Genomic DNA, 26,565 nt, shown 5'->3' with positions numbered 1-26,565 from the left:
TGGTTGCCACGGTTCCACTAGAGGCAAGCGGATTTCCGAAAAATTTGCGGGTAAGAATTGACCATAGCGATCATCCGCCATAGCCAAACGAACCTTCTTATGGCGCTGGGGAAAAACTGATTCGGGCAGGCGGCCGGCGTTTGAACGTCCGCTCGCTAACCTTGCGTCTCCAAGGTCCTTGGCCCGTCACAGGGCGTCCAGATTGATGCCGACGGTGAGCGTGCCGATCGGCTTGTGTGTCTGCGGATCGGACACCGTAAAGCTTGCCTGCGACTGCAGCGTCTGGGTCGATTCATCCTTCTCCGCCCGATCGACGAACAGCGTGCCGCTGCCGGCAGGGTAGGTCTTTTGCCATTTCGGCTCGTCGCCCTGCCAATAATCGGAACCGGGCTCGCTCACGCCGATGCTGAGGCCCTTGGCGTCGATCACGAAGATTTCGGTGATGGCACCGCCCGAGGCTGCCTGCTTGGCCTTGAGAAATTTCGACAGCGCCGTATCCGCCACCGAATCGATCAACGGGTGCCTTTCGCTCGACCGTTGGATGCGCCACTCGGCATCCATGCGATCGATATCGGCCTGTGACAGATGCGCATGACGTTCGTTGTGATCCTTCAGCGCTTCGACAATGACGGAATCCTCTACCCACGACCGGACATTGGCCTCGACATAGGCGGTGACCGGTTCAACGTGAACGTCGCCGGCCACGGAGCCCGTGGCCGGTAACGACCAGACGCCTGTACCCACCGCGACCAAAACGAGCGTCATCCGCATGATGGTTCGTCCTCTCTCAACGAATCCGTTGCGCGCCTGCCGGCCTGCGCTTCGGATTCCCACCACCGCAGCGGATCGCGGCGCCGGATGGTTCAATCTATGCGCTCAAATCACTCAAAAAATAGCTAACATGCTATATTACTCATGAATAAACAAATAAGTCCCGCGCCCGCGTGAGCGCGGTGTATCAAGGCCCCAAATGTGCATTTGGTCTCAGCCGCGGGAGCCTTTCGCAATCGGCTCCTGATAGGTGAAACCCATATCCCAGGGAAAATAGATCCAGGTGTCCTGGCTGACTTCGGTGACGAAGGTGTCGACCTGCGGCCGGCCCTTCGGCTTGGCGTAGACGGCGGCGAAATGCGCGTTCGGCAGCATCGCCCGCACCACGGCGGCCGTCTTGCCGGTATCGGTCAGGTCATCGATGATCAGTACGCCTTGCCCGCCATCGGCCTTCAACTCCTCCGAAATGCCCTTGAGCACATACATCTCACCCTGCGCGTCATAGTCGTGATAGGAAGCAACGCACACCGTCTCGATTAGGCGGATGTTCAGTTCGCGGCAGACGATTGCCGCCGGAACGAGCCCGCCGCGGGTGATGCAGACGATCGCCTTCCATTCGCCGCCATTGCCGGCAAGGCGCCAAGCGAGCGCACGCGCATCGCGGTGAAACTGGTCCCAGGAAACGGGAAATGCTTTATCGGGAAGTGACATTGCGAAGCTCCGGTTGATGGCGGCATCTTGTGTTCGGGAAGTGGTGCGGACGACGGGGGTCGAACCCGTACAGATTGCTCCGAGGGATTTTAAGTCCCTTGCGTCTACCAGTTTCGCCACGTCCGCGTGTTTTTCCTTTCAGACACTTGGCTGATTTCGTCAAGCGAATGTTTTGCTGCTTCCCTGACGGACTGCGGGGAATTATCCTGCGGGACATGTCGCCTGCGGGGCAGCGCGCCACCAGGGCCGATCAGATCCGCGTGATGCGTCGCCCAATGAAAGTGTGTTCGACCAATTAGCCATGCCGGAATCGAAAAACCCCTTAAACGACAGGGTTATCCCTGTTCCACGGGCGACCTATATTTCGGATTTGCCAGGAAACATGGAGGCACGGTCGCGGTGTTGCAGGAAATCCCACTGACATGGAAGCCAATCCGAAATCGCTCCTATGCCGGCATGCTCGGGGAGCATCAGCTGGCCTACGTATTGCAGCATGACGGTCAGAGAGCCTGGAAATGGATGGTTTCCGGCTGCAACGGCACGACGCGTTATGACTTCCAGTCCGCCGACACTCTGGATGAGGCCAAAGCGGCCGTGCAGGCAAGCGTCGACCGGTGGTTCCGCCAGGCGGGATTGCTGGACGGGGACATGCCTTTCTGAGCAGTTCCAGCATCTTCCGCGGCACATGGCGCAGCCCGAGCTTGCGATCGCCAAAACGACCGACAATGATCCGGCTTTACCGAGACTTCGGGGCTGATCCGCAGGACACTTCCGCCCGCCGGCAACCGGCGGCGCGGTTAACCCTACGCATGAAGGTTAACAAGTGGTTTCAGTTGCTGCGGCGGGCCTTTGCGGCTTTAATCCCTATGCCGAGGGAGGGAAACTCGGCATTTTTAGCACCTAAAAATACGCCCCTCTTCGGGACCGGAGAGGGGCTCCACCCTTCCGGCATGCCTCGCGATGCTGAGCCTGTTGCCACCCGATGAGTGGGGCTATTTGTCCTCGACGATCGCTTCGGGACGATCGCCGCCATCGGCGTGTTCGAAATGCCAGAGGCCGCTTGGATCCTGAAAGCTGATTTCCTCGTCATCGCCGCCGACCTGCTGTTCGGCGGCGACGGCCCTTGCCGCCGCCAAAGCCATGTCGCGGGTTGGAAAGGTCTCGGAAAAGACGTCGGCAAGCTTGTAGGCCCATCCGCCATCATGCTCAACGATCGCATATACCACTCTGGCCATGTCTTACTCCCTGGAGCGCGCCGCATTCGATTGCCTTGGCGGCCTCGGCATGACCGGACGGAACAGCCCATGCAGGCGCTGTTCCAATAGCCGAAATGCGGGTCGCAGGTTTTTTCCATTTGCGTCCGGGCAGCCCAAGGTAGCACGAAAGTCGCGTCGTTTGGTAGTTTCCGACTGACCGGGCTCGAGAACCGGCAACGGCTTGGTAGTCGTCATGAAAGTCGGAGGGTCCTGCATGGGCAGTCCTGACGTCTCCCCGTAGCTGCCCTGCCGTCGGAAAGCTTGATCACGTCGCGGCTCTTTCGGCAATTCCGCTTGATTGCCGCTGGACATCGGATTTATCAGTTTGCAGGTTGCCGTCAGAGCCCGAAGGGTAAGCGTCGCGACTTTCAATTGAACGATCCGAACAGGACTTGCCGATGACCAGCGAAAAAATCGTCACTGCCGCCATGCTCGCCATTGGCGACGAATTGCTGTCGGGCAGGACAAAGGACAAGAATATCGGCCATCTCGCCGATATGCTGACCATTGCCGGCATCGATCTCAAGGAGGTGCGTATCGTCTCCGACGACGAGCCGGCGATCGTCGCAGCCCTGAACGCCCTGCGGGGGCAATACGACTATGTCTTTACTTCCGGCGGCATCGGCCCCACCCATGACGACATCACCGCAGACGCGGTTTCTCGGGCGTTCGGTGTCGAATGCGTTCATGATCCGGAGGCAATGCGCCTGCTCGGCGCTATGTATGAGCGGCGCGGCATGGAGTTTACCGACGCGCGGCGGCGCATGGCGCGCATGCCGAACGGCGCCCGGCATATCCCCAATGCGGTTTCGACGGCGCCGGGCTTCATCATCGGCAATGTCTATGTCATGGCCGGCGTGCCGCAGGTCTTCCAGGCCATGCTGGACGCGCTTTTACCGCAACTCGAGGCCGGCACGAAGGTCAAGTCGCGCTCGGTGCTGTCACCCTTTGGCGAGGGGGATATCGGTGGCCCGCTGGGCGAGGTACAGAAGGCTCATCCGATGACGAGCATCGGCTCCTATCCGAAATTCGACGGCAAGTCTTTTTCGACAGACCTGGTCATCCGCGCGCGAGACGAGGCGCTGCTCGATGCGGCAGAGGCGGATGTCCGAGCGATGATCGAAAAGATCGCAGCTGCTAAGAAAGGCGCGTAACGCATTGATTGCCTACGGTGTCTGAGGCGCCGCGATGGTGAATTTCTGGTCGACGCTGGCGGTCTTGCCACTGTTCAGATCGTTGAAATGGAATCGAAGGATATAGTCGCCCGCCGCAGCGCCGCTGACGTCGGTGGTCACCAGCGCGTATATCTCCTGGTTGCGGAAAAAACTGGTAAACGTGTAAGTGCCAAGGGCCTTCTGGCTGGACAGAACTTCGCCAGAGGCGCTCACGAGGTCCATGTCCACGGTGAAATGCGTCTGGAGCTTGCCGGCCGCGGCTGCCGGTTTCCAGCTCAGACCGACGGGCTCGACATAGGAAACGAGCGCTTCACCGGGGTTGAACTGCGCATCGGGCTTCGGATCGTACATGGCGTATCCCGCCGGGTCAGCCGCGACGAACACCGCCTTGCCGATGGAAAAGGGAAGCGTCGCAGAAAAATCGCTGATTGCGGTGCGCATCACATCGTGAGCGCCGACCGCATCGCCTGATGCCGCCAGGGCCTCGGCTTTGGTGGCCGCGTCCGCAAGCTGACCGGCCGTAGCCGGTCCGGACAACAGCGCCAGCATCAGGCCCACGCGGACCGCAATCATCGGCGCCTTCTTTCGTTCGTCGGTGCGCATTGTCTCCCCCACGATCTGCGTCCGTCACGGATTTTCGGGATTTGCAGGCGGGTGTCAAGGCGAGGGGCATCCGACTTTCAAATATGACAATTACGGTATACTTAATGCGAATAGCTGTGGTTTCGCGCCATGCGTTGTGGCATAGGCATGGCGACACGAACCCGAGCGAAAGACCGCATTCCATGAAGCAGGACGTTGATCACGCCGTCGAGGCACTGCGCACTCTGTTCCCGGCAACCCCGCTGCAGCTCAACGAGCACCTGAGCGCCCGCTACGGTGCGGCGATCTACCTGAAACGCGAGGATCTTTCGCCGGTTCGCTCCTACAAGATCCGCGGCGCGTTCAACTTCTTCCGCAAGGTGATCGAGGCCGGTGGTACGGGCAAGACCTTCGTCTGCGCCTCGGCCGGCAACCACGCCCAGGGATTCGCCTTTGTCTGCCGGCATTTCGGCGTGCCGGGCGTCGTGTTCATGCCGGTGACGACGCCGCAGCAGAAGATCGACAAGACGATGATCTTCGGCGGCGAGTTCATCAGCATCCGGCTCGTCGGCGATTTCTTCGACCAGTGCTACCAGGCGGCGCGCGATCATGTGGAAAAGATCGACGGCGTCATGGTGCCGCCCTTCGACCATGCCGACATCATTGAAGGGCAGGCGACGGTCGCGGCCGAAATCCTGGAGCAATTGCCCGAAGGCACAATGGCCGATCTGGTGATCATGCCGGTCGGCGGTGGCGGCCTTTCGGCCGGGATGACCGGTTACCTCAAGGGCGTCATCGCCCCCGAATCCTTTGTCTTCTGCGAGCCGGAGGGCGCCCCAAGCCTGCGCCGCAGCCTGGAGACGGGCTCAGTGGCGACGCTCGACCAGGTCGACAATTTCGTCGACGGCGCGGCGGTCGGGCGGATCGGCGATCTCAATTTCGCGGCATTGAAGGGTTTTTCCGTCGACCAGGTGCTGTTGCTGGCGGAAAACGCCATCTGCGTGACGATGACCGATATGCTGAATGTGGAGGGCGTCGTGCTGGAACCGGCCGGCGCGCTGTCGATCACGGCCCTGGAGGCGCTGGGGCGCGACAGACTGCAGGGCAAGACCGTCGTTGCCGTGGTCTCCGGGGGAAACTTCGATTTCGAACGCCTGCCGGATGTCAAGGAACGGGCGATGCGGCATACGGGCCTGAAGAAATACTTCATCATCCGCATGGCGCAGCGTCCCGGCGCGCTCAAGGATTTTCTCGGCCTGCTCGGCGAAGAGGACGACATCGCCCGCTTCGAATATCTGAAGAAATCGGCACGCAACTTCGGCTCGATCCTGATCGGCATCGAAACCAAGCATCCGGAGAATTTTCCCCGGCTGAAGGCTGCTTTCGACGCCGCCGGGCTGCGCTATCAGGATATCACGGACAACGAGATCCTGGCCAATCTGGTGATTTAACCGGACCGTATTTTTCCTGCGATATTTTATGGTTGGGAGATATTGTTAAACCACTTTATGATGTCGGCGGCGATCGCTGCGGTCGTCTTGGGCGACAGGGCGTCACCGGCGATGACGTGACCAAACGGGTCGCCGATGTCGCCGGGATCGAGCAGCGTTGCCGGGCCGCCCCAGCGCCTGGCAATGCCTGCCGTTTCAACGGGATCGACGACCTGATCTTTTGGCGAATGGATGAAGAGAACCGGCGTCGCGATCCTTTCGAACGGTAGGTCGCGGACCTGGCGGACAAGTGCCGCCATCGGCAAGAGGGCGGCGACCGGGTAGTCGTTCGTCCAATAGGCGGCATGGAGCGCATTCGACGGGACGAAGCCGCGCCGCGGTCCAAGGAGAAGGCGCGCACCCGCTGCGGCAAACGGCGCCGTCAGCAGGCCGGCGCCGCGCCCCCTGATCCTGAAATTCGGCGCGAGAAAAACGGCGCCGGCAACAGAGGCGGACAATCCGGGCTGGGAGAGCGCCCAGGTGGCGAGCGAGGCGCCGGTGGAGGTCGCGATGATCAGCGTTCTTTCGCCGATTTGCTTGGCAATATCGAGCGCTTCCGCCATGTCCTTTTTCCACGCCTCGACGGAGCACTCGGGCATTGCGTCGGGGCTACGACCATGTCCGGCAAGACGGGTGTAGAACAGATTGGCACCAAGCGCGGTCGCCACGAGATCGGGCAGGGGGCGGACCTCGCCCTTCGAGGCGGAAAAGCCATGGATATAGGTGACAGCGAGGGCTGTGCGGCTCTTGCCGGCAGGGTCGAGCCAGACGATTTCCTTGGCAAGGCCGGGCCGGATGTCGGGAAACGCCGATTCTGCCGCGGCGAGCCGCGCTTCGATATCGTCGATCGGGGCAACGGCAAAAGGTTTGGTCATCATGCGGGCAAAGCCGTTGCCATCCCACGTACTCCCTCCAGCAACGGGACCGCCGCCTGCGTCGAACTTAGCCTTTGACAGGTTTGTTTGCCATGGTAAGTCTTCCGCATGGCTTCGTTCTTGTCAAAATTGTTCGGTGGCGGCTCCAAAGCGGAGTCCGCTGCATCCTCCGCGAAGACGGAAACCTATTGTGACTGCCTGATTCGGGCGACGCCACAGAAGGAAGGCGCGCAATTCAGGCTCGCCGGCTCCATCGAGAAGGACGTCGATGGCGTCATCCGCGTGCGGACCTTCATCCGGGCCGATCTGTTCAGTTCGGAACAGGATGTGATCGATGCGACCCTGCGCAAGGCGCATCAGATCATCGACCAGCACGGCCCTTCGCTGTTCGCCGACGACGCCGATAGACGGCAGGTCTAAACGGCCGGGCTCTCCACAGGCGAGCTGCCAAATCTCTTCCGGGTTAAACCTGGGTAACTACTGGTTGCGCCACCGGCCCTTGGCGGGCTTGGTAAACGTTTCTTTAAATTTACGATTTATACGGTTTGCGGGATTAAATCCGGGCGCTTGCTGTCGATGACCAATGTACTTCTTTTTCTCTGCGAAGGTCTTGTCTACGTCGCGGTCATGATCACGCTGCTGCACCTGCGCCATCTGCTCGGTATCGGCGTCTTCATTGCGGCCCTCGGCGTTCTGCATTTCATCGAGACCTATCTCGCGGCCGTCTTCTATGTGCAATTGCCCTTCGGCGTCATTTCACCGGGCTCGGCGGTGCTTTTCTCCGGCAAACTGATGATGATCCTGCTGCTTTACCTGAAGGAGGATGCGGCAACGGTGCGCCAGCCGATCTACGGCCTGCTGGCGGGCAACTTCCTGACGGTCGCACTCAGCCTGCTCCTCCAAATGCATGAGACGGTAACGGTCGTGCCGAACCGGACGGCCGACCTTGCCTTCATCGACGAGATGGGCTGGCTGATGCTGTGGGGAACGCTGCTGCTTTACCTCGACTCGCTGCTGATCATTCTTCTATACGAGCGCCTCGGGCGCTGGGTTCGCGGCTTCCTCACGCTGCGCTTCCTGCTCTGCGGGATTGTCGTACTGACCTTCGACCAGGCCGGATTCTACATGGCGCTGCACGCGCTGAACGGTGCGCCGGCCGAGGTGTTCTGGGGTGGCTGGTTCGCGAAGATGGGAGCTGCCGTCTTCTACGCCACGATGCTTGGCGCATACATGCATTTCTCGAGCCATTCCAAGCCGTTCGTGTCCCGGCAGCCGATCGGCGACATCTTCAACACGCTGACCTTCCGCGAGCGCTACGAAGACCTCTTGTCGAAATCCGGCCGCGACATGCTGACCGGCGTGCTAGACCGCAGCCGGTTCGAGTTCGAAGCGCCGAGATTGATCCGAAATGCGGCGGCCTCTGGCGGTGTCGTCAGCCTCATCATGATCGATGCCGATCATTTCAAGAGCGTCAACGACCGGTTCGGCCATCTCGAAGGCGACAAGGTACTGAAGGCGATTGCTGCTGCGATCCAATCCGGTCTGCGCCAAAGCGATTATTTCTTTCGCTACGGCGGCGAGGAATTCGTGGTGCTGTGCGACGGCCTCGATCATGCAGGGGCACTGCTTCGCGCCGAGGATCTGCGCAACCGCGTGGCGGCGGATGTGGTGACTGCGGATCGCGCCGCGGTCACAGTGAGCATCGGCATCGCCTCGACGCCTGTCGACGGTGCCGCGGCACAGGACCTTCTATCGAAGGCCGATGCGCGACTCTACGAGGCGAAGCGCAGAGGGCGAAATTGCGTGGTCGGAAACGTCTGACCATAGCCTCAAGAATCGCGCTCAGACGCCGACATTCGGCCGGTCGATGATCTCGCGCAGCGAGAAGCTGGAATTGATCTTGACGACATGCGGCAGGGCGGAGAGCCAGTCCCTGTGGATGCGCTCGTAGTCTTCCAGATCCTTGGCGGCGACGCGCAGGATATAATCGTATTCACCGGACATCAGATAGCAGACCAGCACGTTCGGGCAGAGTTTCACCGCGGCCTCGAATTCCGTCAGCGTCTTGGCGAACTGGCCCGACAGCGAGATGTGGACGATGACCATGATGCGGTAATCAAGCGCCTTGTGCGACAGGCGCGCGTGATAGCCGCTGATGACACCGGTCTTTTCGAGGATATCGACCCGGCGCGAGCAGGCGGAAGCGGATAGCCCCACCTTCTCGGCAAGTTCCGCATTGGCGATCCGGCCATTCTGCTGCAGAATCCGCAGGATCGCAGCATCGATTGCATCTATCGACATTCGTCGAACTTTCTTCGAATTTTGACGTCTATACGCAAGAATATTCGAAACATTATGCTAAAAATCGGCATCTTTGCAAGGACATGCGACATGCTTTCTGTTTTTCTATGCAGATAGAAACTGCAACGGCCAAAGGCCGAAAACGAGAGGAACGCGAAATGCGTGTCGGTTGCCCGAAGGAAATCAAAAACCATGAATATCGTGTCGGCCTGACACCCGGATCGGTGAGGGAATATGTAGCGCATGGCCACGAGGTGATCATTGAAACCAAGGCTGGCGCAGGGATTGGCGCGGAAGACGATGCCTACCGCGCAGCGGGCGCAAAGATCGCGGCTACGGCCAAGGACGTCTTTGAAAAATCCGACATGATCGTCAAGGTCAAGGAGCCGCAGCCCTCGGAATGGGCGCAGCTTCGCGACGGTCAGATTCTCTATACCTACCTGCATCTTGCTCCGGATCCGGAGCAGACCAGGGGGCTGCTCAATTCCGGCGTGACGGCCGTCGCCTATGAGACGGTGACCGACGAGCGCGGCGGGCTGCCGCTTTTGGCGCCGATGTCGGAGGTCGCCGGGCGCCTGGCGATCCAGGCCGGTGCGACCTCGCTGCAAAAGGCAAATGGCGGTCGCGGCATCCTACTCGGCGGCGTGCCGGGGGTGCTGCCGGCCAAGGTCACGGTGATCGGCGGCGGCGTCGTCGGTCTGCATGCGGCCCGCATGGCGACCGGTCTCGGCGCCGATGTCAGCATTCTCGATCGCTCCATTCCGCGTCTGCGGCAGCTTGACGATCTCTTCGCCGGCCGCGTGCATACGCGCTTTTCGACCATCGATGCTCTGGAAGAGGAAGTCTTCTCAGCCGACCTGGTGATCGGCGCGGTGCTCATTCCGGGTGCGGCTGCACCCAAGCTCGTCACGCGTGAAATGCTGTCCGGCATGAAGAAGGGCGCCGTTATCGTCGATGTCGCCATCGACCAGGGTGGCTGCTTCGAGACCTCGCATGCGACCACACATTCGGATCCGACCTACGAAGTCGATGGCATCGTGCATTACTGCGTCGCCAACATGCCGGGCGCCGTTCCGATTACTTCGGCCCAGGCCTTGAACAATGCCACCCTGTTTTATGGCTTGCAGCTTGCCGACCGCGGCCTGAAGGCGATTGCCGAGGACCGGCACCTGCGCGCGGGCCTCAACGTCCACAAGGGCCGCGTGACGAACAAGGCGGTTGCCGAGGCGCTCGGCTACGAAAACCATGCGCCGGAAGCCGTCCTCAAAATCGCCTGACCTCATTCATAGGCGACACGGACTATGGCGGGGCCGGCGATTTTCGGCCCCGTTTTCATGCGCGCTCGATGCGGCACTGATAGCAATTGTTGCGGGCCGAGCGGACATGCACATAGGCGATTTCCGGACGCTCGAGCAGTTCGGCAGCGCGGGCATCGAGTTCATCGACCGGCGTCACTGCGCCGCTGCCATAGACGATGCGATCGTCGGCATCATAGCCGCGCAGCAGATAATCCTTGCTGGTCATCAGGATCGGCGGAACGGCCTCGCCGCCCGCATAGGCGTCGCATTCTTCCGCATGCAGGAAGATCGGGCCGGTTTCCGCATAGGGTTGCAGTGTCGGGAAGGGCCGGTACGCAAGGATAAGGTAGGGATCGCCGGCGGCGATGTTGGCAAGGCAATGGCGGCAGGGCATGCCATCGCCATCCGAAACATGCAGCTCGGGCACCAGGCCATAGGCATCCGGTTCGCGGCGGCGGTAGCGTGCGGCGAGGTCGCTCGGCATTGGTTTGTAACGCAGTGTCATCGGGGCTCCTCCTGTTCCATGCGGGAGGAATGCCATGCGTTGGCCGCTCACGACACCCGATTCTTGCCGAATCAGCTGCTTACAGACTCCGGGCGAGCGCCAGCAATTCTTCGTCGCTCAGCGGCTGCACCGTCGCATCGTGGGTCGAAACCGGAGAGAAGCCGAAGCGCTGGTAGAGTTGCAGCGCGCGAGGATGGTCGAGCGTGTTGGTCGACACACGGACGACCTTCGGATTGGAACCCCAGGCGGCGTAAAGCGTCTGCAGCAGGAACCACTTTCCCAGCCCAAGGCCGAGCGCGCGCTCGAACATTCCGAAGTGCGAAAGCTCGACATTATCCTCGTCGACCTGCAGCAACTCGAAAAATCCGGCCGGCGCTCCGTTGACGTATAGGACAGTCACGGAATTGCGCTTGTCATGCAGAACGGCAGTCAGTTCCGCATCGCTCAGCCGCAGCCGATCGACCCAGCTCCAGCGCCGGCCGACCTGCAGATAGAGAAAGCGGTAGAACGGCAAGGGGATTTCCGGCACGCGCATGATCGCAGTCTGGATGTTGACCGGTACGGGCAGGCTCTGCTTCGGCGCTGCCGTCATTTCCAATTCGGTGACGCGCACCGCGAGCGGCTCTCTAGCTTGTTCCTCGATCATTGCGATCACTCTTTTCCCGTCACCACCGGCGTATCCGCCCGGCTGCCCCATTCCGACCAGGACCCATCATAGAGCTTATTGTCCGTATGGCCCAATGATTGCAGCGCGAGCATGATGATCGCCGCGGTGATGCCCGAACCGCAAGTGGTAACGACAGGTTTTTCAAGGTCGATGCCGGCCGATTCGATGGTTTCCCGTAGCGCGCTGAGCGACTTGAGCTTGCCGCCGGTGGAAAAGACGCCGGAGGGGAGGCTTTTTGCGCCCGGCATATGGCCGGAGCGCATGCCGGGCCTTGGCTCGGCTTCGTCGCCGGTAAAGCGGGCGGCACCGCGCGCATCGGCTATCTGACGTTTGCCGGTGGCGACGATGTCGACCATCTCGGCGAAAGAGGTGATGGCCGCGGCGTTGAACTGGGGTTGGAATTTCACCACAACCGGCGCCGGGACGTCCGCGGTCATCGGGCGGCCTTCAGCCTTCCAGCCGTCCATGCCGCCATCCAGCACGAAGACCGACTTTGCCCCCATGGTGCGCAGCAGCCACCAGACGCGCGGCGCCGTGAAGATGCCCGGGCCGTCATAGACGACGATCGTGTCGGTTTCGCTGACGCCGAGCTTGCCGACGGCATCGGCGAAGGCAGCGGGCGAGGGGACGGTGTGCGGCAGGCCGCTCGTCAGGTCGGCGATGGCATCCTGATCGTAGAACACTGCCCCCGGAATATGCGCGGCGGCATACTCCGCCTTCGGATCGCGCTTCTGTGCCGGAAGATACCAGGATGCATCGATGATCTTGACGGTCGGATCGTTCAGCCGCTGTTCCAGCCAATCGGCGGAAAGGACGAAGGCGCTTTTCTGTTCGCTCATTGCTCTATTCTCCGGTCAAAGGACGGGCGCGGTTTCCGGCGTGCCGAACCGGATGCGGAAACGGCGGTTTTCCTTACCCTTCTTTTCAATTTTGGCGATGAAGACGGAGCCGACTTCCTGGGTTTCGGATACGTGCGTGCCACCACAGGGCTGGCTGTCCACCGCGGAATTCTCACCGATGCAGACGAGGCTGACGCGGCCGAGGCCGATCGGCGGGCGGACGTTCTTCGATTTGACGATGTCGGGATTAGCGGTAAGGTCGGCGTCGGTGATCCACTGCAGATAGACGGGGTGGTTTTCGTTGACGAGCCTCATCAGTGCCGACGTCACCTCATCCTTGTCGATGGTTTCGCTCATGTCGAAATCGACGCGGCTTTCCTCCTCGCCGACGGCAGCGCCGGTGATCGGAAACGGGCAGACGACAGAAAGAAGATGGCAGGCCGTATGCATGCGCATCAGCCGGTAGCGGCGCGGCCAGTCGATATGCAGAACCAGCTTTTCGCCGACCAGCGGAACCGGCTGACCGGCAGCGGGAACGTGGATGATGATGTCCTTGGTGTCGCCATTGCGCGTCGTGGCGATTTCGATGCGTCCGCCGTCGGCGCGCTCGAAAAAACCGTTGTCGCCGGGCTGGCCGCCCGACGTTGCGTAAAAGCAGGTCTGATCGAGCTCGATGCCGCCGTCTTCCCTTATTCCCGTAACGATCGCCTCTGTCGTCGAAAGGTAGAAATCGTCGCGAAAAAGGGCAGTCGTCATCATGAGATGCTTATCCGGCGGGTTCGTATGGTACCGTTATTCCGGAATTCCTGGTCAGCCAGGCCGGAACGGGAAGGCCCTTGGACTTCAGAAACGTCGGGTTGAACAGTTTCGACTGATAGCGGTTACCATAGTCGCAGAGGATCGTCACGATGGTATGTCCCGGACCCAGGTCTTTTGCCAGGCGCATGGCGCCGGCAATGTTGATGCCGGTGGAGCCGCCAACGCAGATGCCTTCGTTTTCAATCAGATCGAACACGAGCGGAATGGCTTCGCTATCCGGGATTTGATAGGCGAAATCCGGCGTGAACCCTTCGAGGTTGGCGGTGATGCGGCCCTGGCCGATGCCCTCGGTGATCGACCCGCCCGAGGCTTTCAGCTCACCATGGGCGTAGTAGTTATAGAGCGCGGCACCCTCCGGATCGGCAATACCGATCTTGATGTCCGGGTTCTTCGACTTCAGGCCGAGCGCAACGCCCGCGAGCGTGCCGCCGGAACCGACCGCGCAGATGAAGCCATCTACCTTGCCGTCGGTGTCGCGCCAGATTTCCGGCGCAGTCGTTTCGACATGCGCGTCGCGATTGGCGACATTGTCGAATTGGTTGGCCCAGATCGCGCCGTTCGGCTCGGTCTTTGCGAGTTCGGCGGCGAGACGGCCGGACAGCTTCACATAGTTGTTGGGGTTCTTGTAGGGAACGGCCGGGACCTCGATGAGCTCGGCGCCGAGCAGCCTCAGCGCGTCCTTCTTCTCCTCGCTCTGCGTTTCCGGAATGACGATCACGGTGCGATAACCGAGCGCCTGTGCCACCAGCGCAAGACCGATGCCGGTGTTGCCGGCGGTGCCTTCGACGATGACGCCGCCCGGCTTGAGCTGGCCCGATTTTTCCGCCTGGCGGATGATCGACAGCGCCGCCCGGTCTTTCACCGACTGGCCGGGATTGAGAAATTCAGCCTTGCCGAGGATGGTGCAGCCGGTTGCCTCGGACGCGCCCTTGAGGCGGATCAGCGGCGTATTGCCGATGGCGTCGAGAACGGAGGGCAGAACGGACATGAGCGAACCTCTTGGCTGCGGAGCTGTTGTGTCAGGCTGCGGCCTGAGCTTTCGATGATTTTAGCAGGACATGTGCAAACCGCATCAGCCGTTTTCGGCGTTCGCGATCCAACATGCCGGAATCCTAGCGTCTTTTGAGCTGGAGCGCGGGGTGAAGCAAGAAAAAGTGTTTCATCTGGATGCCGTCGCGGGCAAAAATTGCCCGCTGCTTGCAGAACCCTTGACGCTGGTCGGACGCAGAGGCTGCTCATCCGCGGCATGGATCTGACCGCCAGATTGAGCGAATCGGCTGCCTGCCGTCGAATGGCCCGAATGGGGGAACAAACTGCATTTCGAAACGTATTGTTTTGTGATCTCCGCGCCTTCCGAGTGGCGTGGACCGCGAAAGGAACGCCCATGACCGATTTTGTTGCACATCCCGAGCAGGGTTTGGCTTGGGTCACGGGGGCGAGTTCGGGTATTGGCCGCGCATTGGCATTGCGCCTGGCAAGAGACGGCTTCGACGTGGCCGTGACGGCCCGAGACCACGAACAGCTGGTGCAGCTTCAGCGCGAAGCGCCAGGTCCTGGAAAGATCATCGTGCTCGACGGCGATGTCACCGATCCGCGCGACATGGAGCGCGTTCTCGCGTCCATCGAATACGAACATGGCGCCATGGCGCTGACGGTGCTCAATGCCGGCGTTTCTATCCCCGTCCACGGGGAAGACATGCATCGCGAGGATTTCGAGAAGACCTTTGCGGTCAACCTGCACGGCACCGTCAATTGCCTCTTGCCCGCCGTGCGCCACATGCAGGCGAGGGGGCACGGGCAGATTGCCATCGTCTGCGCGGTTGCGGGTTATGGCGGCCTGCCCACCGGTGCCGCCTACGGCGCGACGAAGGCCGCCTTGATCAACATGGCTGAGAGCCTGAAATTCGACCTCGACAAGGCCGGCATCCGCCTCCAGGTCATCAATCCGGGTTTTGTTGCGACCGCGGAGACTGCAAAGAATACATTTTCGATGCCGGCCTTGATCAGCGCCGAAGAAGCGGCTGACCGCATCGTCTCGGGGCTGAAATCAGGGGGTTTCGAAATCACCTTTCCGAAGCGCTTCACCTATATGGTGAAGCTTCTCAGGTTCCTGCCTTATGGAGCTTATTTCTGGCTCCTCAACAGGCTGACCGGATGGAAAGACCGGCCGCTTGTGACGCCGCGTCCCGCCGCAAAAGCGATGACACGCGACCCTCAGGCCGTATGAAGGACGACAACCGCGCCGAAGACGAGGACAAGCCCGACCCAGCCGATCGGCTTCAACTTCTGACCGAACAGGATGCGGCCGCAGATCGCCGTCCCGAAAATCCCGGTTGCGCCGAGAATGGCATAGGCGATCGCCAGTTCCATGCCCTTGACCGCTTCCACCAGCAGCGCAAAGGCTGCAAGCACGAGCAGGATCGACAGAACGCCCCAGCCGCGGCGCGCAAACCCGTTGGACTTGGTGGACGCCAGATTGGCTGCGACATCCAGGACACCCGCCAGCACCGCCAAAAGGAAATAGACGTTAGACGCGGTCATCGGCCACTTCCATGTCCTCTTCGTCGTGGACTTCGCCGGCATTGACGAGAACGATGCCACCGACCGCCATCAGCAGGCCGATCATCTCCTGATTGCTCAGCACGTGATTGAAGACGAAAACGGAAACCAGGGTGATCAGCGCAATTCCGGAACCTTCCCATATCGCGTAGGCGACGCCGACCGAAATCGTCTTCACCGCCTTGGCGAGAAAGACATAGGAGAGGGCGATGGAGGCATACATCACGGCATAGCCCCAGGCGCCGCCGCTGGACGATGCCGCTTTCATCACGGTCAGGCCGATAACTTCGGTGGCAATGGCGAGCGCCAGAAAAACCCATGCAAGACGCACGTCATCCCCTTTGGAACGGTCGATTGAAAAGATGCTGCCTGCATAAGCGTCCGGGCATCGGCGGTAAAGCCATGGCGACGGCTTTGTTGCTGGATAGAAGATAGAAGAATCCCGCGGCGGAGCACCGCCGGCGATACTCTCATTCGTAGACGATCTGTCGGACGTCGATGTTCCTTGCCCGGAAACCGGCCTCGCAATAGAAGAGATAGAATTCCCATAGGCGCTTGAAGCGGGCATCGAAGCCAAGCGGCTCGACCTTGTCCCAGACGCTCCAGAAGCGCTGACGCCATTCGGCGAGCGTGCGCGCGTAGTCGAGGCCGAAGCCGAAGTCGCCGCTCATCTTCAAGCCGACCTTGCGGCCAAGGTCGATCAGATGCTCACGCGTCGGCAGCATGCCGCCGGGGAAAACATATTTCTGGATAAAGTCCGGATTGGCGCGATATTCGCGGTAGGCCTCCGGCTTGATGGTGATGATCTGCAGACCGGCCTTGCCACCCGGTTTCAGGCAGCGTTGCAACTGCGAGAAATAGGCCGGCCAATATTTTTCGCCGACGGCCTCGAACATCTCGATCGAGACGATCCTGTCGTAGAGCCCCTTTTCGTCGCGATAATCCTGGAACTTGATCTCGACCTTATCCGACAGTCCGGCATTCCTCATCCGCTCGTTGGCAAAGGCGAGCTGCTCGCGGCTGATGGTAAGACCGGTTACCTTGCAGCCGATCTCGCCCGCCGCATATTCGGCAAAGCCACCCCAGCCGCAGCCGATCTCAAGCACGTGATGACCGGCCTTGATCCCGGCAGCATCGGCAAGCGCCCGGTATTTGGCGCGCTGCGCCGATTGCAGATCACTCGCCCCGGTCGAATAGAGGGCCGAGGAATAGGTCATGGTCGGGTCCAGCCACTCCTTGTAGAAGGCGTTGCCGAGGTCGTAGTGGGCGGAAATGTTCCGCTTCGAGCCAGTCTTCGTATTGGCATTCATCCAGTGGCGAAATTTTTCGACCAGCCGCAGCACGCCGCGGGCACCATTGGAAAAATTGCGTCCGACATCGGTGTTGACGAGGAAAAGTTCGAGAAAGGCGCCGACATCCGGGCTGTCCCAGTCACCGTCCATATAGCTTTCGGCAACGGCGATGGTCCCGCCGCTGAGGGCCCTTTGTGGCATGTTCCAGTTGTGAAGGGTAACCGAGGCGACCGGCCCCTCTGTCTTGCCCTTGACGACGACCTTGCGGCTATCGGGCAGTGTCAGCTTCAGGCAGCCGGCCTGCATGTGTACGAGGCCGCGCAGCACCATCTGCGCCTTGGCCGGCAGACCCTTGATGATCCGCGTTAGATTTTCAGCGGAAAGACGCTCGCCATCCTTCGGCTCGCAATAACAGGTGTCTGCTGCATTCATACGACAGATCCTCGACAATCATTGCTCTCGCCATAAAGTAACCTCATTTTCGCCGGGTCGCCAACGTTGATTTCATGAGAAAATTCGGCCTGTGCCTGCCTGCTGCGACTGCAAACGACACACATCAGCCCCACGAAAGACGGAAGGGGCCCATAACTGTTGGGGCGACCAAAGTCCCCAGGCGCACCCAGCCGCGGGCTGCATGCTCAAGCGGAGGGCCGTGCTTTGACCGTTCGACGAGCGCTCAATCGATCTTTTGCAAACGGGCACCCCTCGTTCTGCGGGTCAGGGCGACAACCAAGCCGAGGATCACCGAGCCGATAACCCACACCCACAGCAAGGCACTTGCCGTGATTGTTTCGCCGATTGCTTTGCCGGCCTGCATTTCAGCATGCAAGCCTTCGCCGACCTTTTCCGAAGTGAACATGATCTCGTAAAAAAGCCACGAGGCCATCAAGGCATTGAAGGTCAAGAACGTCCACCAAACAAGAATTCCGAATATTCCACGCCTGCGTTTTTCCGTCCTGACAATTGTTGTCATCGACTTCCCCCACTCCCCATGGCTGTAGAGTGGCAGATTGCACCCGGCCGTCAAGATTGCCGAAAGGAGTGGCCGGCGCGCTACGCCGAAAGGCGCAATGCGCATCGCTTCGACCGTCGCAGTTTCTCTCCCGAAAACTTTTCAAAAGCACGCAGCCCAGAGACGGTTCGGCTCAACTCTCCGTCACCGATTCTGCCATTTTCAAAACGAGCCTCCGGAACCTCAATCGGGGAATTCAGCTCTTCTGAAAGGCAAGATGAGCCCCCAATCCGATCAGCATCGCGCCACCGGCGCGCTGCATCAGCCGCCGCGCATGGGTCGATCGGCGCAGCCGGCCAATCACGGCGCCGGCCAAAAGCACACAGACGATATCGGCAGACGTAAACACGAGATTGACGATCGTCCCGAGAATGGCAAGTTGCAGCCAGACGGGGAACACGGCGGAAACGTCGACAAATTGCGGCAGGAAGGCCACAAAGAAGATCGCCGTCTTGGGATTGAGAACCTCGACGGTGACGCTTTCAAAAAAAGCCCGCCGGCCGGATTTCGGCTCGGTGCCGGGCAGGGCGGCATCCCCATCGGCCCGCGCACGAAACAGCGCAATGCCGAGCCAGACAAGATACGCCGCCCCGGCCAGTTTCACGGCCACATACAGCACCGGCACGGCGTGGAACAGGATCGACAAGCCGGCGGCCGCGGCAAAAACATGAGCGTATCCACCAAGATGAATGCCCAATGCGGCCATAAGCCCCGACCACCGGCCGCGCGCTATCGTCTGGGCCGCCGCATAAAGCATGGCGGGACCCGGGATATAGGCAAAGACAGCGGTGGTGGCGAGAAAGGCGATCAGCAGTTCGGTTGATGGCATTGTCGGCTCCGGTTCGGCAGGCGAGGCGCAACTTCCTCTGTACACGGGAAACGACGGACTGTCGCGCCGACCGATGCCAAAGCGTGGAGGGCATCACGCGCGGTGATCTCAAAACCGAAAGCGCAGCAGCCGGCCGATTTTTCCAAGCGCCGGAAGGGCAGCAAAGAGGCCAATCGTCAACCGCGCCGCCCAGGACAGCCTGTCGATCTGTTTCGCATCGTAGGCGCCCGGATCGTAGGCCAGCAGTTCCGTCTGCAATTTCAGCCGCGGGACCTGCCTTTCGAGTTCGCGGGGATCGTCCACCGCCCAACGCAGCCTGGCGCCGGTCGCGCGCACCGAAGGCTGCCAGCTGATCAGCGCCAGTCCGAGCCGGCTATAGCCATCGAAGACCAGCTCGCCACGCGCAAGGTGCGCCGTAAGCCGCCGCAGCAATTTCGGGACCTCATCCTCCGCCAAGTAGGGAAAAAGCCCCTCGGCGACGATGATCGTCGGACGGTCGGAGGGCAGATCTGCAACCCAATGCCGATCGATGACGGACGACCCGATGAGGCTACAGGATTCCCGCTCGGGATAGAGCTTGCGGCGCAAGGCGATTACCTCGGCATAGTCCACCTCAAACCAGCGGATCGTCGGCGGCGGATCAATGCGGAAGACGCGACTGTCCAACCCGCAGCCGAGATGCAGCACGCTCGCGTCGGGATGACGTGCGATGAAGTCACGCGTCCAGCCATCGAGCGTATGGGCGCGCATCGCCACGCCGATCATCATGTCACGATCGACGTTCAGCCTCGAGAAGTCGTAGTCGATCCGGCTGACGGCTTCGGCGGCGAAGCGATCCTTGAGAAGCGAATCCGGCATGCGGCTTTCCCCCGCCTTCGCAGAAAGCGTGATGAGGAGGGTTTCCTTCTCCTTGGTGAGCGACACTTTTTCACCTGTCATGGTGCACCCGTGAAGCGAGGACCGGCGCTTCAAGCCGCTCCTTGCGCAAATCTCGTCAGACGCATGGCGACGCTGCTGCACGCAAGACCTTACCGGGCAGTGTAGGCGACAAAACAGTTGCGATTAAGGACGGGCGCGAAAGGGGCGACGGAGCGAGTGCTCGCCGCCGACACGCAACGAAAAAGGGCTGCGCCTTTAGACGCAGCCCTTGAAACTGGCTCCCCGGGCCGGATTCGAACCGGCGACCTGTCGATTAACAGTCGAATGCTCTACCGCTGAGCTACCAGGGATCATCTGCGCGCTGCAGAAGTGAGGCTGCTAATACAAATGCTTTTCCGATTTGCCAAGCGGTTTTTCAAAAAAAGTGCACAATCTTGTCTGACTGTGGAGAACGCCCATATGGAGGAGAGTGCTCGCGTGGGCGAGGACGACCGAAATTCCCCGCTCCAATGGGCTGGGCTCGAGAGTTCGACAGGTGACCATGGCAGAATCGCAGAAAACGAAAAAATTCGGTATCGATCCGAGCACGCATGAACTCATTCTCGGCTCCTGGCGGCTGCAGCTGCCGCAATCGCGGGCGTGGCGCATTGCCCTTGGTGCCGTGTTGATCTTTGGCGGCATTCTCGGCTTCCTGCCGTTTCTTGGCTTCTGGATGATACCGCTGGGCCTGATCGTGCTATCGCACGACCTTGCCTTCGTCCGGCGTCAGCGCCGCAGACTGTCCGTCTGGTGGGCGCGCAAGCGGGAGACGACGAATACCAACGCGCGCTGATATACCGATTTCGTGGGCCTGATGCGGTCATCCGATTGGAAGCTCAGGCATCGCTCGAGGATTGCGACGTGGCCGATATCGGGCCCAGCGCAGGTCCGGTCACTTTTGGCCTCCCGACTGCGTCGAAAAATCACCCGCCGGACCACACGGTCTGACGGCGTTTTCGCCTTGCCGGAAAAAATCGCTCCAGCGAAATCGGTCGATATCAGCGCAGGCTAGTACAAGTAGCCGTGGCCCGACAAAGGGGGACCGTCATTGGAGGCCTCCGTTTCACAGTGAAGCGGAGGAGTGCCCGGCGCTAAGGCCTACCCGCTGGAACCGGTCTGCGGGGTAGGATCCTTGTCGACCGGGGCCGGCTGGATCTGCTCACCCGTCGCCGGCGTATTGCCGACGGTGCCCTGGTCGGCCGGGACGCTTTCCTTGGCCGGCGCAATCTCCTCGACTTGCGTGGCCGCATCATTGTCGGTGATTTCGCCGAACATCTCGGCGCCCGCCCAGGCCAGGACCGCCAGCACCAGGCCGCCGATGAGAACCATCAGAACCGGGCGTCCAAGCAGCCCCTGGCGCGCCGCCACGCCGCTGACCTTCACAGTCCGGTTCGTGTCTTCGACCGAAACCTTGTTACCGCGTTCATCGACTGCCATTTCCCGCCTCCTCGCAACGACATCCGAGCCGCTGCAATGTTTCAACACCAGCGGAAAACGGCGGCACAGGTGCAAATGTTCCCAGGCGACACTGGCCGACGCGGGTTGCTGGGGGAGGAAGGTCGGGTTTCTACCGCTATCGGGCGGAATGCGCCCTTCTGAAAAGCGCCGCGAATTTTAGGGACTTGCGGAACACATATGGAACATATAGTGTTCGTTCTTGATTTGTTTCTCGATTCCGGAGTGATCTTTCATGCTGACCCGCAAGCAACAGGAACTGCTTCTGTTCATTCACGAAAGAATGAAGGAATCGGGCGTTCCGCCATCCTTCGACGAGATGAAGGATGCGCTGGACCTCGCCTCGAAATCCGGAATTCACCGGCTGATCACCGCACTCGAGGAACGCGGCTTCATACGGCGTCTACCCAACCGGGCCCGCGCGCTTGAGGTCATCAAGCTGCCGGAAGCCTATTCCGCGAGCCTTCAGCCCAAGCGCGGCTTTTCGCCGAGCGTCATCCAGGGCAGCCGCGATGCCGCCCCGGCGCCGGCCGCCAAGCCTGTCACGGCCAGCAACGAGAACAATTCCGTCTCCATCCCCGTCATGGGGCGAATCGCCGCCGGTGTGCCGATCTCGGCGATCCAGAACAATACGCACGATATTTCCGTGCCGCTCGAGATGGTCGGCAGCGGGGAACATTATGCGCTGGAAGTCCGTGGCGATTCGATGATCGAGGCCGGCATTCTCGACGGCGACACCGTCATCATCCGCAATACCAACAGCGCCAGCCCGGGGGAGATCGTCGTCGCGCTGGTCGATGATGAGGAGGCGACGCTGAAACGGTTTCGCCGCAAGGGGGCATCGATTGCGCTCGAGGCAGCCAACCCCGCCTACGAAACCCGGATTTTCGGCCCTGATCGCGTGAAGATTCAAGGCAAGCTCGTCGGTCTGATCCGCCGATACCACTAAGCTCGGAGTGAACGGGAGCCAAACGGAGTCTTCTTCGAAAACGGACGGGTGGACCGGCGAAGTGATACCGTGAGGGATGCTGCGCATTTCCCGGCCAGGAACAGCGGTTGTGGCGGGATACCGGTTTCTCCCATGAGAAATAACTCGAATTTGGTCATGGCGTCTTGCACTGGATCGGAAATCGGTCTAAACGCCCGTCACGATTAAGTGATGATCGTTACGAGGCCTCGTGGCGGAGTGGTGACGCAGAGGACTGCAAATCCTTGTACCCCGGTTCAATTCCGGGCGAGGCCTCCAAAATTTTCCACATTAGCAATTGGATAGGGCTGCCGCTTCAACCATGGCGGCAATTTCGTTTGACGCCACCTTGACCTGGCACGCGGCATACTTATTGACGTAAGGCTTGCTCCGAGCCGCCGTCACCCGGCGACGTGCCCCACCGTGTCGAAAAGAGCATTCCGGCGAAACCACGTTCTCTATGGGCCACAAAGCAACGCCGGTGCGATGCAGTCGGGTCGCGATAAACCGCATTCGCAGAGGCGAAGCGAACGCGCCTTCACAACCGTGGCGAGGGGCCGGCGGTCAATGATAGTAGAAACACTCGCAATCGGCCTTGCTGTCGTCCGGTGCATTCCAGACGCGTGCTGCCAATCTCTTGGCCGCGCCGGTCTCATCCAGTCTCAGGCCCAACAGCGAGACGGCAGCCAGTTTTGGATTGACCGCATCGATCTCGATCGTTGACCCAACTTGATGGACGCCCTGTTTCGGCGTCCAGGTGAAAAACTGCACGCTGTAATGCATGGCATTCTCCTTCACCCCGGGGGCAGATCCAGATCCAAAGATGGAACTGGGATCCGAAAGACAAACGCGACCGGGTCGCAACAACCGGTGTGGTTTGCCTCCAACCGGAACCTAACACAATTTGGCGATCGAGTGAATCGTTATCGCGGGCTTCCGGTCGGAAAATGCCGCTTCGGCGTTCGCTTTCGTATTGGCTGATCGCCGCAGCTGTTCCCGCAGGAACAGTGCCATTGTTCGATATGAAATACAGTGTTCACCGAACACCGTCTTCCGAAGCTGAACAATCGGCGCGATGTTGTCTTTAGGAAATCCTGCCTGACATGAGGATGGCTGTCATGAAGAAGAAAGAACCGCTGCTGCGTATCGGAGATTTCGTTATATGGTCCACCATCTTGGCAAGCGTGGTGGGATACCAGCTTTGGACCCAAGCCAGCGCACCGGCGCTCACAACCGTCATCACAACCATCGACAGAGTTGCCGGCTGAGAGGCCTTCTTTTGCGGGATCCGGAAGCGGCCACCATCGCAGCCGTGGTCGTGGCCATCTCAGCGGCGTTGATGCGCAACTGCGGGTGAGCTTCAATCCCGCATTGTGGCCGCCGCTCATCCGGAAAGCTGCAGGCGATCGGGGACGAACGTGATTGCATCACACTTGCAAACATGGCGGTCAACCACGCCGTTGACACCATCCAGAAGGCCACGGGCACGTCAATAGCCGCCTGGCCTTCGACAATGTCATGGCCGAAGCATCCGCGCCGTTCGCACTGAGATGCCAATATGAACTATGCCCTGAGGATACGCCGGATTATATCGGCATGGGTTGAAAGGCAGGCTAGCGCGACCAGGGTGACAAGGGCTGTCCCGAGCAGCGTCGTGGGTATCGGAAGCGACCATTGATATTCCCCCGGCGGGGTCAGTCCTAGGCCAACTGCCTGGGCGCTGTGTGCCCCGGTATTGGCGAATATAAGCGCTAGCAGAGCCACATGGGCATGGAAAAAACGCGCCCTGATGAACCGCTTGGGTTGCGTCACGAAGTAAACTCCACAGGCAGCGATGAATGCCAGTGCCGCTATAACGTGCCACACCTCCACTCCTGGAAGGTCAAGCAGTACAAACGCTGGCAGCCGCAGGACCGGCAGTAATGTCAGGTATAGCGCCCAAGACAACGGGTTGCCGGGAAAAGTCGCCAGCAGGATGATGCTCGCTGCAAATAACATGCCGGCGGCATAGACCAAGGTGGGGCCGAGACGAACAAACGTTAGAACCAAAGTGCGCATATGCTTCCTTCTTTCGGTAGCGGGGCACATCGTTCAGCGCAGAAATATAAAGCCCATGCTTTGAGCCAGGATTGCCGAATCAACAATACCTATTTTGTTTCACAACGTTGCTACACATCGGCGCCATGTCAAGGTAACAGACCACTTGCTACAGGAACCCCCACATGAAAGCGACGAGGCGCATCGGCAGACACTCGAAACCTGTCGGTTCAATCACATAGGGATCGCCACGCCGACTTCCTCTAGCGCTGTTTTCAGAGCCCGCAGAGTCGAGGCTTTTGGATCTGGGATCCCTCGTTCGATGTTGTTGAGGCCGGTAGTCGATATTCCGGCGAGCTTTGCAAGGTCAGTTTGGGTCATGCCCAACATCGCCCGCACAACAGGCGCCGGCCGTGTCAAAAACAATTACATAGCTGAAATTCTGGCGGAAGAGGTGGGATTCGAACCCACGGTACGGTTTCCCGCACGCCGGTTTTCAAGACCGGTTCCTTAAACCACTCGGACACTCTTCCATCTAATTGAAAAGGCTTGTCTTTCCGCATTGTGCGGAGCGCTGAAAAACGGTCCTTGCGAACACTTTTCTACCCAATCATTCGATGGCTGGCTTTTTAGCAGCTTTGATCGCGGCGTCAACTTGTTCTGCGGCCGTTGGCTGGCATCTACGACCGTGCGCTTCCCAACCCAAAACGGGTGAGCGAATGGCTCGCGACCCCCGAATCCGCAAAATATTACCGCCTTTAGCCGCGACGCCAGTGGAGCGATCGGCGGCGTCCTCTGTACCGTTGTCGAATATGTGTGTTGAAAACGCGCCTCTGGCTCAAACATCTGTTTTTCAATCAAGAACGGCATCGTATAGATGGCTTATCTCTGATAGTCCCGGCAGGAAATATTAACTATTCATAAACCATAATCTCAATTGTTCCATACTGGCACGGTTAACCATTCGCAATTTCGCCACGTTGTTGTCATGATTAATCGACTGTTACGTTTCGTGACGCCGGTTCTTTCGCGTGGGGGCATGCGTGAAGAGTACCGAGGTCGGCTTTTACGAATTGCGATTGTGGGACACATGACATCCAATCAGACTGCGGCTCTTCTCTTCAGGGGATTACGCTTTGCCGCCATCCCCATGGTTTGCGCCGCGCTGACGGCGTGCGGATCGACGGGCAGCGTCAAACGGGACAAGCTGCGCAGCAAGGAATATTTTGCCGAGTCGGTCTATGGCGTGAAGGCGAGCCCGCGGGTTGCCGATGGCCGCAATATCCCCAAGGGCGGCGGTCGCTACCAGGTCGGCAAACCCTACAAGGTCAAGGGCAAGTGGTACCAGCCGAAAGAGGATTTCGGCTACAACAAGACCGGCATGTCCTCCTGGTACGGTTCGGCGTTTCACGGCCGCCTGACGGCGAATGGCGAAGTCTACGACAAATACCACCTGTCGGCCGCCCACCCGACGTTCCCGCTGCCGAGCTATGCCCGCGTCACCAATCTCGAGAACGGTTCTTCGGTGGTGGTGCGCGTCAACGATCGCGGCCCCTATGAGATGGGCCGTATCATCGACGTCTCCTCCAAGACCGCCGATTTCCTCGACATGAAGCGCAAGGGCAGTGCCCAGGTGCGCGTCCAGTATATCGGCAAGGCGCCGCTTGAGGGCAACGACATGCCCTACCTGATGGCGTCCTATGTCCGGAAGGGCGATCGCACGCCGAACGCCTTCCCCGAAGGACAGATCGCAACCGGCGTGATGGTCGCGTCGAACGAGCCGTTGCGCAAACAGGCCGGCAGCCTCGGCACGCTGACCATGCCTTCGAAATCGAACTTGGAAATGGGCGTGCCGGTGACGGCGCTCGCCGAAACCGCAACGCCGATTGCCGCGTCGGCGGTGCTCGATGCCTTCGTCATGCTGCCGGAAATCGGGCCGATCCCGACCGAGCGGCCGGAGTACATTCCGCTGCCCGACGGCAACATGGCCTATGCGGCGGCCTATGTCGAAGCGCGGGTCAGCACCTCCGAAACAGCTTTCGATGCCATTCTGGTCGACAAGAACCCGCTGACGCCAAATACCATCGTCGAATATGCAAAACGCCAGAGCGTCCTGCGATAGAGCCGGATGATTTTAGGTCGAATCGACCTAAAATCTGAATCCGCTCTAGAATCAAAGAAGTAGAGCATGATGTCGTCCGAAAACC

32 protein-coding genes and 4 tRNA genes are annotated in these 26,565 nt (G+C 60.1%); 12 read left to right on the top strand and 24 right to left on the bottom strand.

From position 1 onward, the window contains the following. Positions 1 to 186: 186 nt before the first annotated feature. The 3 genes from A3AY_RS0106365 to A3AY_RS0106355 form a co-directional block, all read right to left on the bottom strand. Positions 187 to 771, bottom strand: a complete 585-nt coding sequence (locus A3AY_RS0106365; protein WP_026203170.1) for a hypothetical protein — start codon at positions 769 to 771, stop codon at positions 187 to 189. Positions 772 to 984: 213 nt separating this feature from the next. Further along, a complete protein-coding gene (gpt, locus tag A3AY_RS0106360; protein ID WP_018324854.1) occupies positions 985 to 1,482 on the bottom strand; it encodes a xanthine phosphoribosyltransferase in 498 nt (165 codons plus the stop codon). 41 nt (positions 1,483 to 1,523) lie between these two features. After that, positions 1,524 to 1,608: transfer RNA gene (locus tag A3AY_RS0106355), tRNA-Leu, on the bottom strand. 273 nt (positions 1,609 to 1,881) lie between these two features. On the opposite strand from A3AY_RS0106355, the gene A3AY_RS0106350 reads away from it, so the two are divergent. Next, positions 1,882 to 2,142 carry a hypothetical protein gene (locus A3AY_RS0106350; protein ID WP_112852767.1) on the top strand — a complete coding sequence of 87 codons (261 nt, stop codon included), beginning with the start codon at positions 1,882 to 1,884 and terminating at the stop codon, positions 2,140 to 2,142. 332 nt (positions 2,143 to 2,474) lie between these two features. Here the strand turns inward: A3AY_RS0106350 and A3AY_RS0106345 are convergent, their stop codons facing one another. Further along, positions 2,475 to 2,717, bottom strand: a complete 243-nt coding sequence (locus A3AY_RS0106345; RefSeq protein ID WP_018324852.1) for a DUF2188 domain-containing protein — start codon at positions 2,715 to 2,717, stop codon at positions 2,475 to 2,477. Positions 2,718 to 3,136: 419 nt separating this feature from the next. Here A3AY_RS0106345 and A3AY_RS0106340 point away from each other — a divergent pair, with 419 nt between their 5' ends. After that, positions 3,137 to 3,892 (top strand): competence/damage-inducible protein A, encoded by a 756-nt coding sequence (locus A3AY_RS0106340; RefSeq protein WP_018324851.1) that lies wholly within the window; start codon positions 3,137 to 3,139, stop codon positions 3,890 to 3,892. A gap of 12 nt (positions 3,893 to 3,904) precedes the next feature. Here the strand turns inward: A3AY_RS0106340 and A3AY_RS0106335 are convergent, their stop codons facing one another. After that, on the bottom strand, positions 3,905 to 4,462 hold the full coding sequence (locus A3AY_RS0106335; RefSeq protein ID WP_234913045.1) for a hypothetical protein: 558 nt from the start codon (positions 4,460 to 4,462) through the stop codon (positions 3,905 to 3,907). Positions 4,463 to 4,698: 236 nt separating this feature from the next. Here A3AY_RS0106335 and ilvA point away from each other — a divergent pair, with 236 nt between their 5' ends. Beyond that, the gene (gene ilvA, locus A3AY_RS0106330; protein ID WP_018324849.1) at positions 4,699 to 5,946 is read left to right on the top strand and encodes a threonine ammonia-lyase; all 1,248 of its coding nucleotides are present in this window, start codon (positions 4,699 to 4,701) and stop codon (positions 5,944 to 5,946) included. Positions 5,947 to 5,972: 26 nt separating this feature from the next. Here the strand turns inward: ilvA and A3AY_RS0106325 are convergent, their stop codons facing one another. Continuing rightward, entirely contained in the window at positions 5,973 to 6,863 is an 891-nt protein-coding gene (locus tag A3AY_RS0106325; protein ID WP_018324848.1) for an alpha/beta hydrolase, read from the bottom strand. A 105-nt stretch (positions 6,864 to 6,968) separates the two neighbouring features. Here A3AY_RS0106325 and A3AY_RS0106320 point away from each other — a divergent pair, with 105 nt between their 5' ends. Next, positions 6,969 to 7,280 carry an HlyU family transcriptional regulator gene (locus A3AY_RS0106320; protein ID WP_018324847.1) on the top strand — a complete coding sequence of 104 codons (312 nt, stop codon included), beginning with the start codon at positions 6,969 to 6,971 and terminating at the stop codon, positions 7,278 to 7,280. Between the two features lie 147 nt (positions 7,281 to 7,427). Further along, positions 7,428 to 8,681, top strand: coding sequence for a GGDEF domain-containing protein (locus A3AY_RS0106315; protein WP_026203168.1), 1,254 nt, complete (start codon positions 7,428 to 7,430; stop codon positions 8,679 to 8,681). 21 nt (positions 8,682 to 8,702) lie between these two features. On the opposite strand, the gene A3AY_RS0106310 is transcribed toward A3AY_RS0106315, so the two are convergent. Then, a complete protein-coding gene (locus A3AY_RS0106310; protein ID WP_018324845.1) occupies positions 8,703 to 9,161 on the bottom strand; it encodes an Lrp/AsnC family transcriptional regulator in 459 nt (152 codons plus the stop codon). A 158-nt stretch (positions 9,162 to 9,319) separates the two neighbouring features. Here A3AY_RS0106310 and ald point away from each other — a divergent pair, with 158 nt between their 5' ends. Beyond that, a complete protein-coding gene (ald, locus tag A3AY_RS0106305) occupies positions 9,320 to 10,438 on the top strand; it encodes an alanine dehydrogenase (RefSeq protein WP_018324844.1) in 1,119 nt (372 codons plus the stop codon). Between the two features lie 55 nt (positions 10,439 to 10,493). Here ald and A3AY_RS0106300 read toward each other — a convergent pair whose 3' ends face one another. The 5 genes from A3AY_RS0106300 to A3AY_RS0106280 form a co-directional block, all read right to left on the bottom strand. Then, positions 10,494 to 10,964: a DUF1203 domain-containing protein gene (locus A3AY_RS0106300; protein ID WP_018324843.1), complete on the bottom strand. Its 471-nt coding sequence runs from the start codon at positions 10,962 to 10,964 to the stop codon at positions 10,494 to 10,496. 79 nt (positions 10,965 to 11,043) lie between these two features. Next, complete coding sequence (locus A3AY_RS0106295) at positions 11,044 to 11,610, bottom strand: GNAT family N-acetyltransferase (protein ID WP_051108312.1); 567 nt, start codon at positions 11,608 to 11,610, stop codon at positions 11,044 to 11,046. Between the two features lie 5 nt (positions 11,611 to 11,615). After that, entirely contained in the window at positions 11,616 to 12,470 is an 855-nt protein-coding gene (gene sseA / locus A3AY_RS0106290; protein ID WP_018324841.1) for a 3-mercaptopyruvate sulfurtransferase, read from the bottom strand. A 15-nt stretch (positions 12,471 to 12,485) separates the two neighbouring features. Further along, the gene (locus A3AY_RS0106285; protein ID WP_018324840.1) at positions 12,486 to 13,229 is read right to left on the bottom strand and encodes an alanyl-tRNA editing protein; all 744 of its coding nucleotides are present in this window, start codon (positions 13,227 to 13,229) and stop codon (positions 12,486 to 12,488) included. Positions 13,230 to 13,236: 7 nt separating this feature from the next. Continuing rightward, entirely contained in the window at positions 13,237 to 14,277 is a 1,041-nt protein-coding gene (locus tag A3AY_RS0106280) for a cysteine synthase A (RefSeq protein WP_018324839.1), read from the bottom strand. A 396-nt stretch (positions 14,278 to 14,673) separates the two neighbouring features. On the opposite strand from A3AY_RS0106280, the gene A3AY_RS0106270 reads away from it, so the two are divergent. Next, positions 14,674 to 15,516, top strand: a complete 843-nt coding sequence (locus A3AY_RS0106270; RefSeq protein WP_018324837.1) for an SDR family NAD(P)-dependent oxidoreductase — start codon at positions 14,674 to 14,676, stop codon at positions 15,514 to 15,516. Here the strand turns inward: A3AY_RS0106270 and A3AY_RS0106265 are convergent. The 7 genes from A3AY_RS0106265 to A3AY_RS0106235 all read right to left on the bottom strand — a co-directional run bounded on the left by A3AY_RS0106265 (position 15,504) and on the right by A3AY_RS0106235 (position 20,210). Further along, on the bottom strand, positions 15,504 to 15,830 hold the full coding sequence (locus tag A3AY_RS0106265; protein ID WP_018324836.1) for an SMR family transporter: 327 nt from the start codon (positions 15,828 to 15,830) through the stop codon (positions 15,504 to 15,506). The two genes, A3AY_RS0106270 and A3AY_RS0106265, sit on opposite strands and share 13 nt — an antisense overlap. Continuing rightward, a complete protein-coding gene (locus tag A3AY_RS0106260; protein WP_018324835.1) occupies positions 15,817 to 16,179 on the bottom strand; it encodes an SMR family transporter in 363 nt (120 codons plus the stop codon). The genes A3AY_RS0106265 and A3AY_RS0106260 overlap by 14 nt, the downstream gene beginning before the upstream one ends. Before the next feature lie 139 nt (positions 16,180 to 16,318). Next, positions 16,319 to 17,572, bottom strand: coding sequence for an SAM-dependent methyltransferase (locus A3AY_RS0106255; protein ID WP_018324834.1), 1,254 nt, complete (start codon positions 17,570 to 17,572; stop codon positions 16,319 to 16,321). A 244-nt stretch (positions 17,573 to 17,816) separates the two neighbouring features. After that, positions 17,817 to 18,113 (bottom strand): hypothetical protein, encoded by a 297-nt coding sequence (locus A3AY_RS36990; RefSeq protein ID WP_154663251.1) that lies wholly within the window; start codon positions 18,111 to 18,113, stop codon positions 17,817 to 17,819. 235 nt (positions 18,114 to 18,348) lie between these two features. After that, the gene (locus A3AY_RS0106245) at positions 18,349 to 18,981 is read right to left on the bottom strand and encodes a LysE family translocator (protein ID WP_018324832.1); all 633 of its coding nucleotides are present in this window, start codon (positions 18,979 to 18,981) and stop codon (positions 18,349 to 18,351) included. A 108-nt stretch (positions 18,982 to 19,089) separates the two neighbouring features. Next, positions 19,090 to 19,920 carry a class I SAM-dependent methyltransferase gene (locus A3AY_RS0106240; protein ID WP_018324831.1) on the bottom strand — a complete coding sequence of 277 codons (831 nt, stop codon included), beginning with the start codon at positions 19,918 to 19,920 and terminating at the stop codon, positions 19,090 to 19,092. A gap of 215 nt (positions 19,921 to 20,135) precedes the next feature. Continuing rightward, positions 20,136 to 20,210, bottom strand: a tRNA-Asn gene (locus A3AY_RS0106235). Positions 20,211 to 20,401: 191 nt separating this feature from the next. Between A3AY_RS0106235 and A3AY_RS0106230 the strand changes: the two genes are divergently transcribed. Beyond that, on the top strand, positions 20,402 to 20,692 hold the full coding sequence (locus A3AY_RS0106230) for a hypothetical protein (RefSeq protein WP_018324830.1): 291 nt from the start codon (positions 20,402 to 20,404) through the stop codon (positions 20,690 to 20,692). A 305-nt stretch (positions 20,693 to 20,997) separates the two neighbouring features. Here the strand turns inward: A3AY_RS0106230 and A3AY_RS34540 are convergent, their stop codons facing one another. Beyond that, positions 20,998 to 21,336, bottom strand: coding sequence for a hypothetical protein (locus A3AY_RS34540; RefSeq protein ID WP_018324829.1), 339 nt, complete (start codon positions 21,334 to 21,336; stop codon positions 20,998 to 21,000). 253 nt (positions 21,337 to 21,589) lie between these two features. Here A3AY_RS34540 and lexA point away from each other — a divergent pair, with 253 nt between their 5' ends. Continuing rightward, positions 21,590 to 22,303, top strand: coding sequence for a transcriptional repressor LexA (lexA, locus tag A3AY_RS0106220; RefSeq protein ID WP_018324828.1), 714 nt, complete (start codon positions 21,590 to 21,592; stop codon positions 22,301 to 22,303). 223 nt (positions 22,304 to 22,526) lie between these two features. After that, positions 22,527 to 22,600 (top strand) — tRNA-Cys (locus A3AY_RS0106215). 285 nt (positions 22,601 to 22,885) lie between these two features. On the opposite strand, the gene A3AY_RS0106210 is transcribed toward A3AY_RS0106215, so the two are convergent. Next, positions 22,886 to 23,104, bottom strand: coding sequence for a hypothetical protein (locus tag A3AY_RS0106210; protein WP_018324827.1), 219 nt, complete (start codon positions 23,102 to 23,104; stop codon positions 22,886 to 22,888). 335 nt (positions 23,105 to 23,439) lie between these two features. On the opposite strand from A3AY_RS0106210, the gene A3AY_RS39615 reads away from it, so the two are divergent. Then, positions 23,440 to 23,589 carry a hypothetical protein gene (locus A3AY_RS39615; RefSeq protein WP_167332402.1) on the top strand — a complete coding sequence of 50 codons (150 nt, stop codon included), beginning with the start codon at positions 23,440 to 23,442 and terminating at the stop codon, positions 23,587 to 23,589. 295 nt (positions 23,590 to 23,884) lie between these two features. Here A3AY_RS39615 and A3AY_RS0106200 read toward each other — a convergent pair whose 3' ends face one another. From A3AY_RS0106200 to A3AY_RS0106195, 3 genes are all read right to left on the bottom strand, one after another. Next, positions 23,885 to 24,379, bottom strand: coding sequence for a hypothetical protein (locus A3AY_RS0106200; protein WP_018324825.1), 495 nt, complete (start codon positions 24,377 to 24,379; stop codon positions 23,885 to 23,887). Positions 24,380 to 24,592: 213 nt separating this feature from the next. Beyond that, a complete protein-coding gene (locus A3AY_RS37400) occupies positions 24,593 to 24,748 on the bottom strand; it encodes a helix-turn-helix domain-containing protein (RefSeq protein ID WP_083925899.1) in 156 nt (51 codons plus the stop codon). A gap of 53 nt (positions 24,749 to 24,801) precedes the next feature. Then, positions 24,802 to 24,891 (bottom strand) — tRNA-Ser (locus A3AY_RS0106195). Positions 24,892 to 25,448: 557 nt separating this feature from the next. Here A3AY_RS0106195 and A3AY_RS0106190 point away from each other — a divergent pair. Continuing rightward, positions 25,449 to 26,480 (top strand): septal ring lytic transglycosylase RlpA family protein, encoded by a 1,032-nt coding sequence (locus A3AY_RS0106190; RefSeq protein ID WP_026203165.1) that lies wholly within the window; start codon positions 25,449 to 25,451, stop codon positions 26,478 to 26,480. The last annotated feature ends 85 nt before the right edge of the window (positions 26,481 to 26,565 follow it).

The sequence above is a fragment of the Rhizobium giardinii bv. giardinii H152 genome, from assembly GCF_000379605.1.
Classification (GTDB): Bacteria; Pseudomonadota; Alphaproteobacteria; order Rhizobiales; family Rhizobiaceae; genus Pararhizobium; species Pararhizobium giardinii.
Note: the sequence above shows the minus strand (reverse complement) of the source record. Positions and strands in the feature narration are given on the sequence as shown.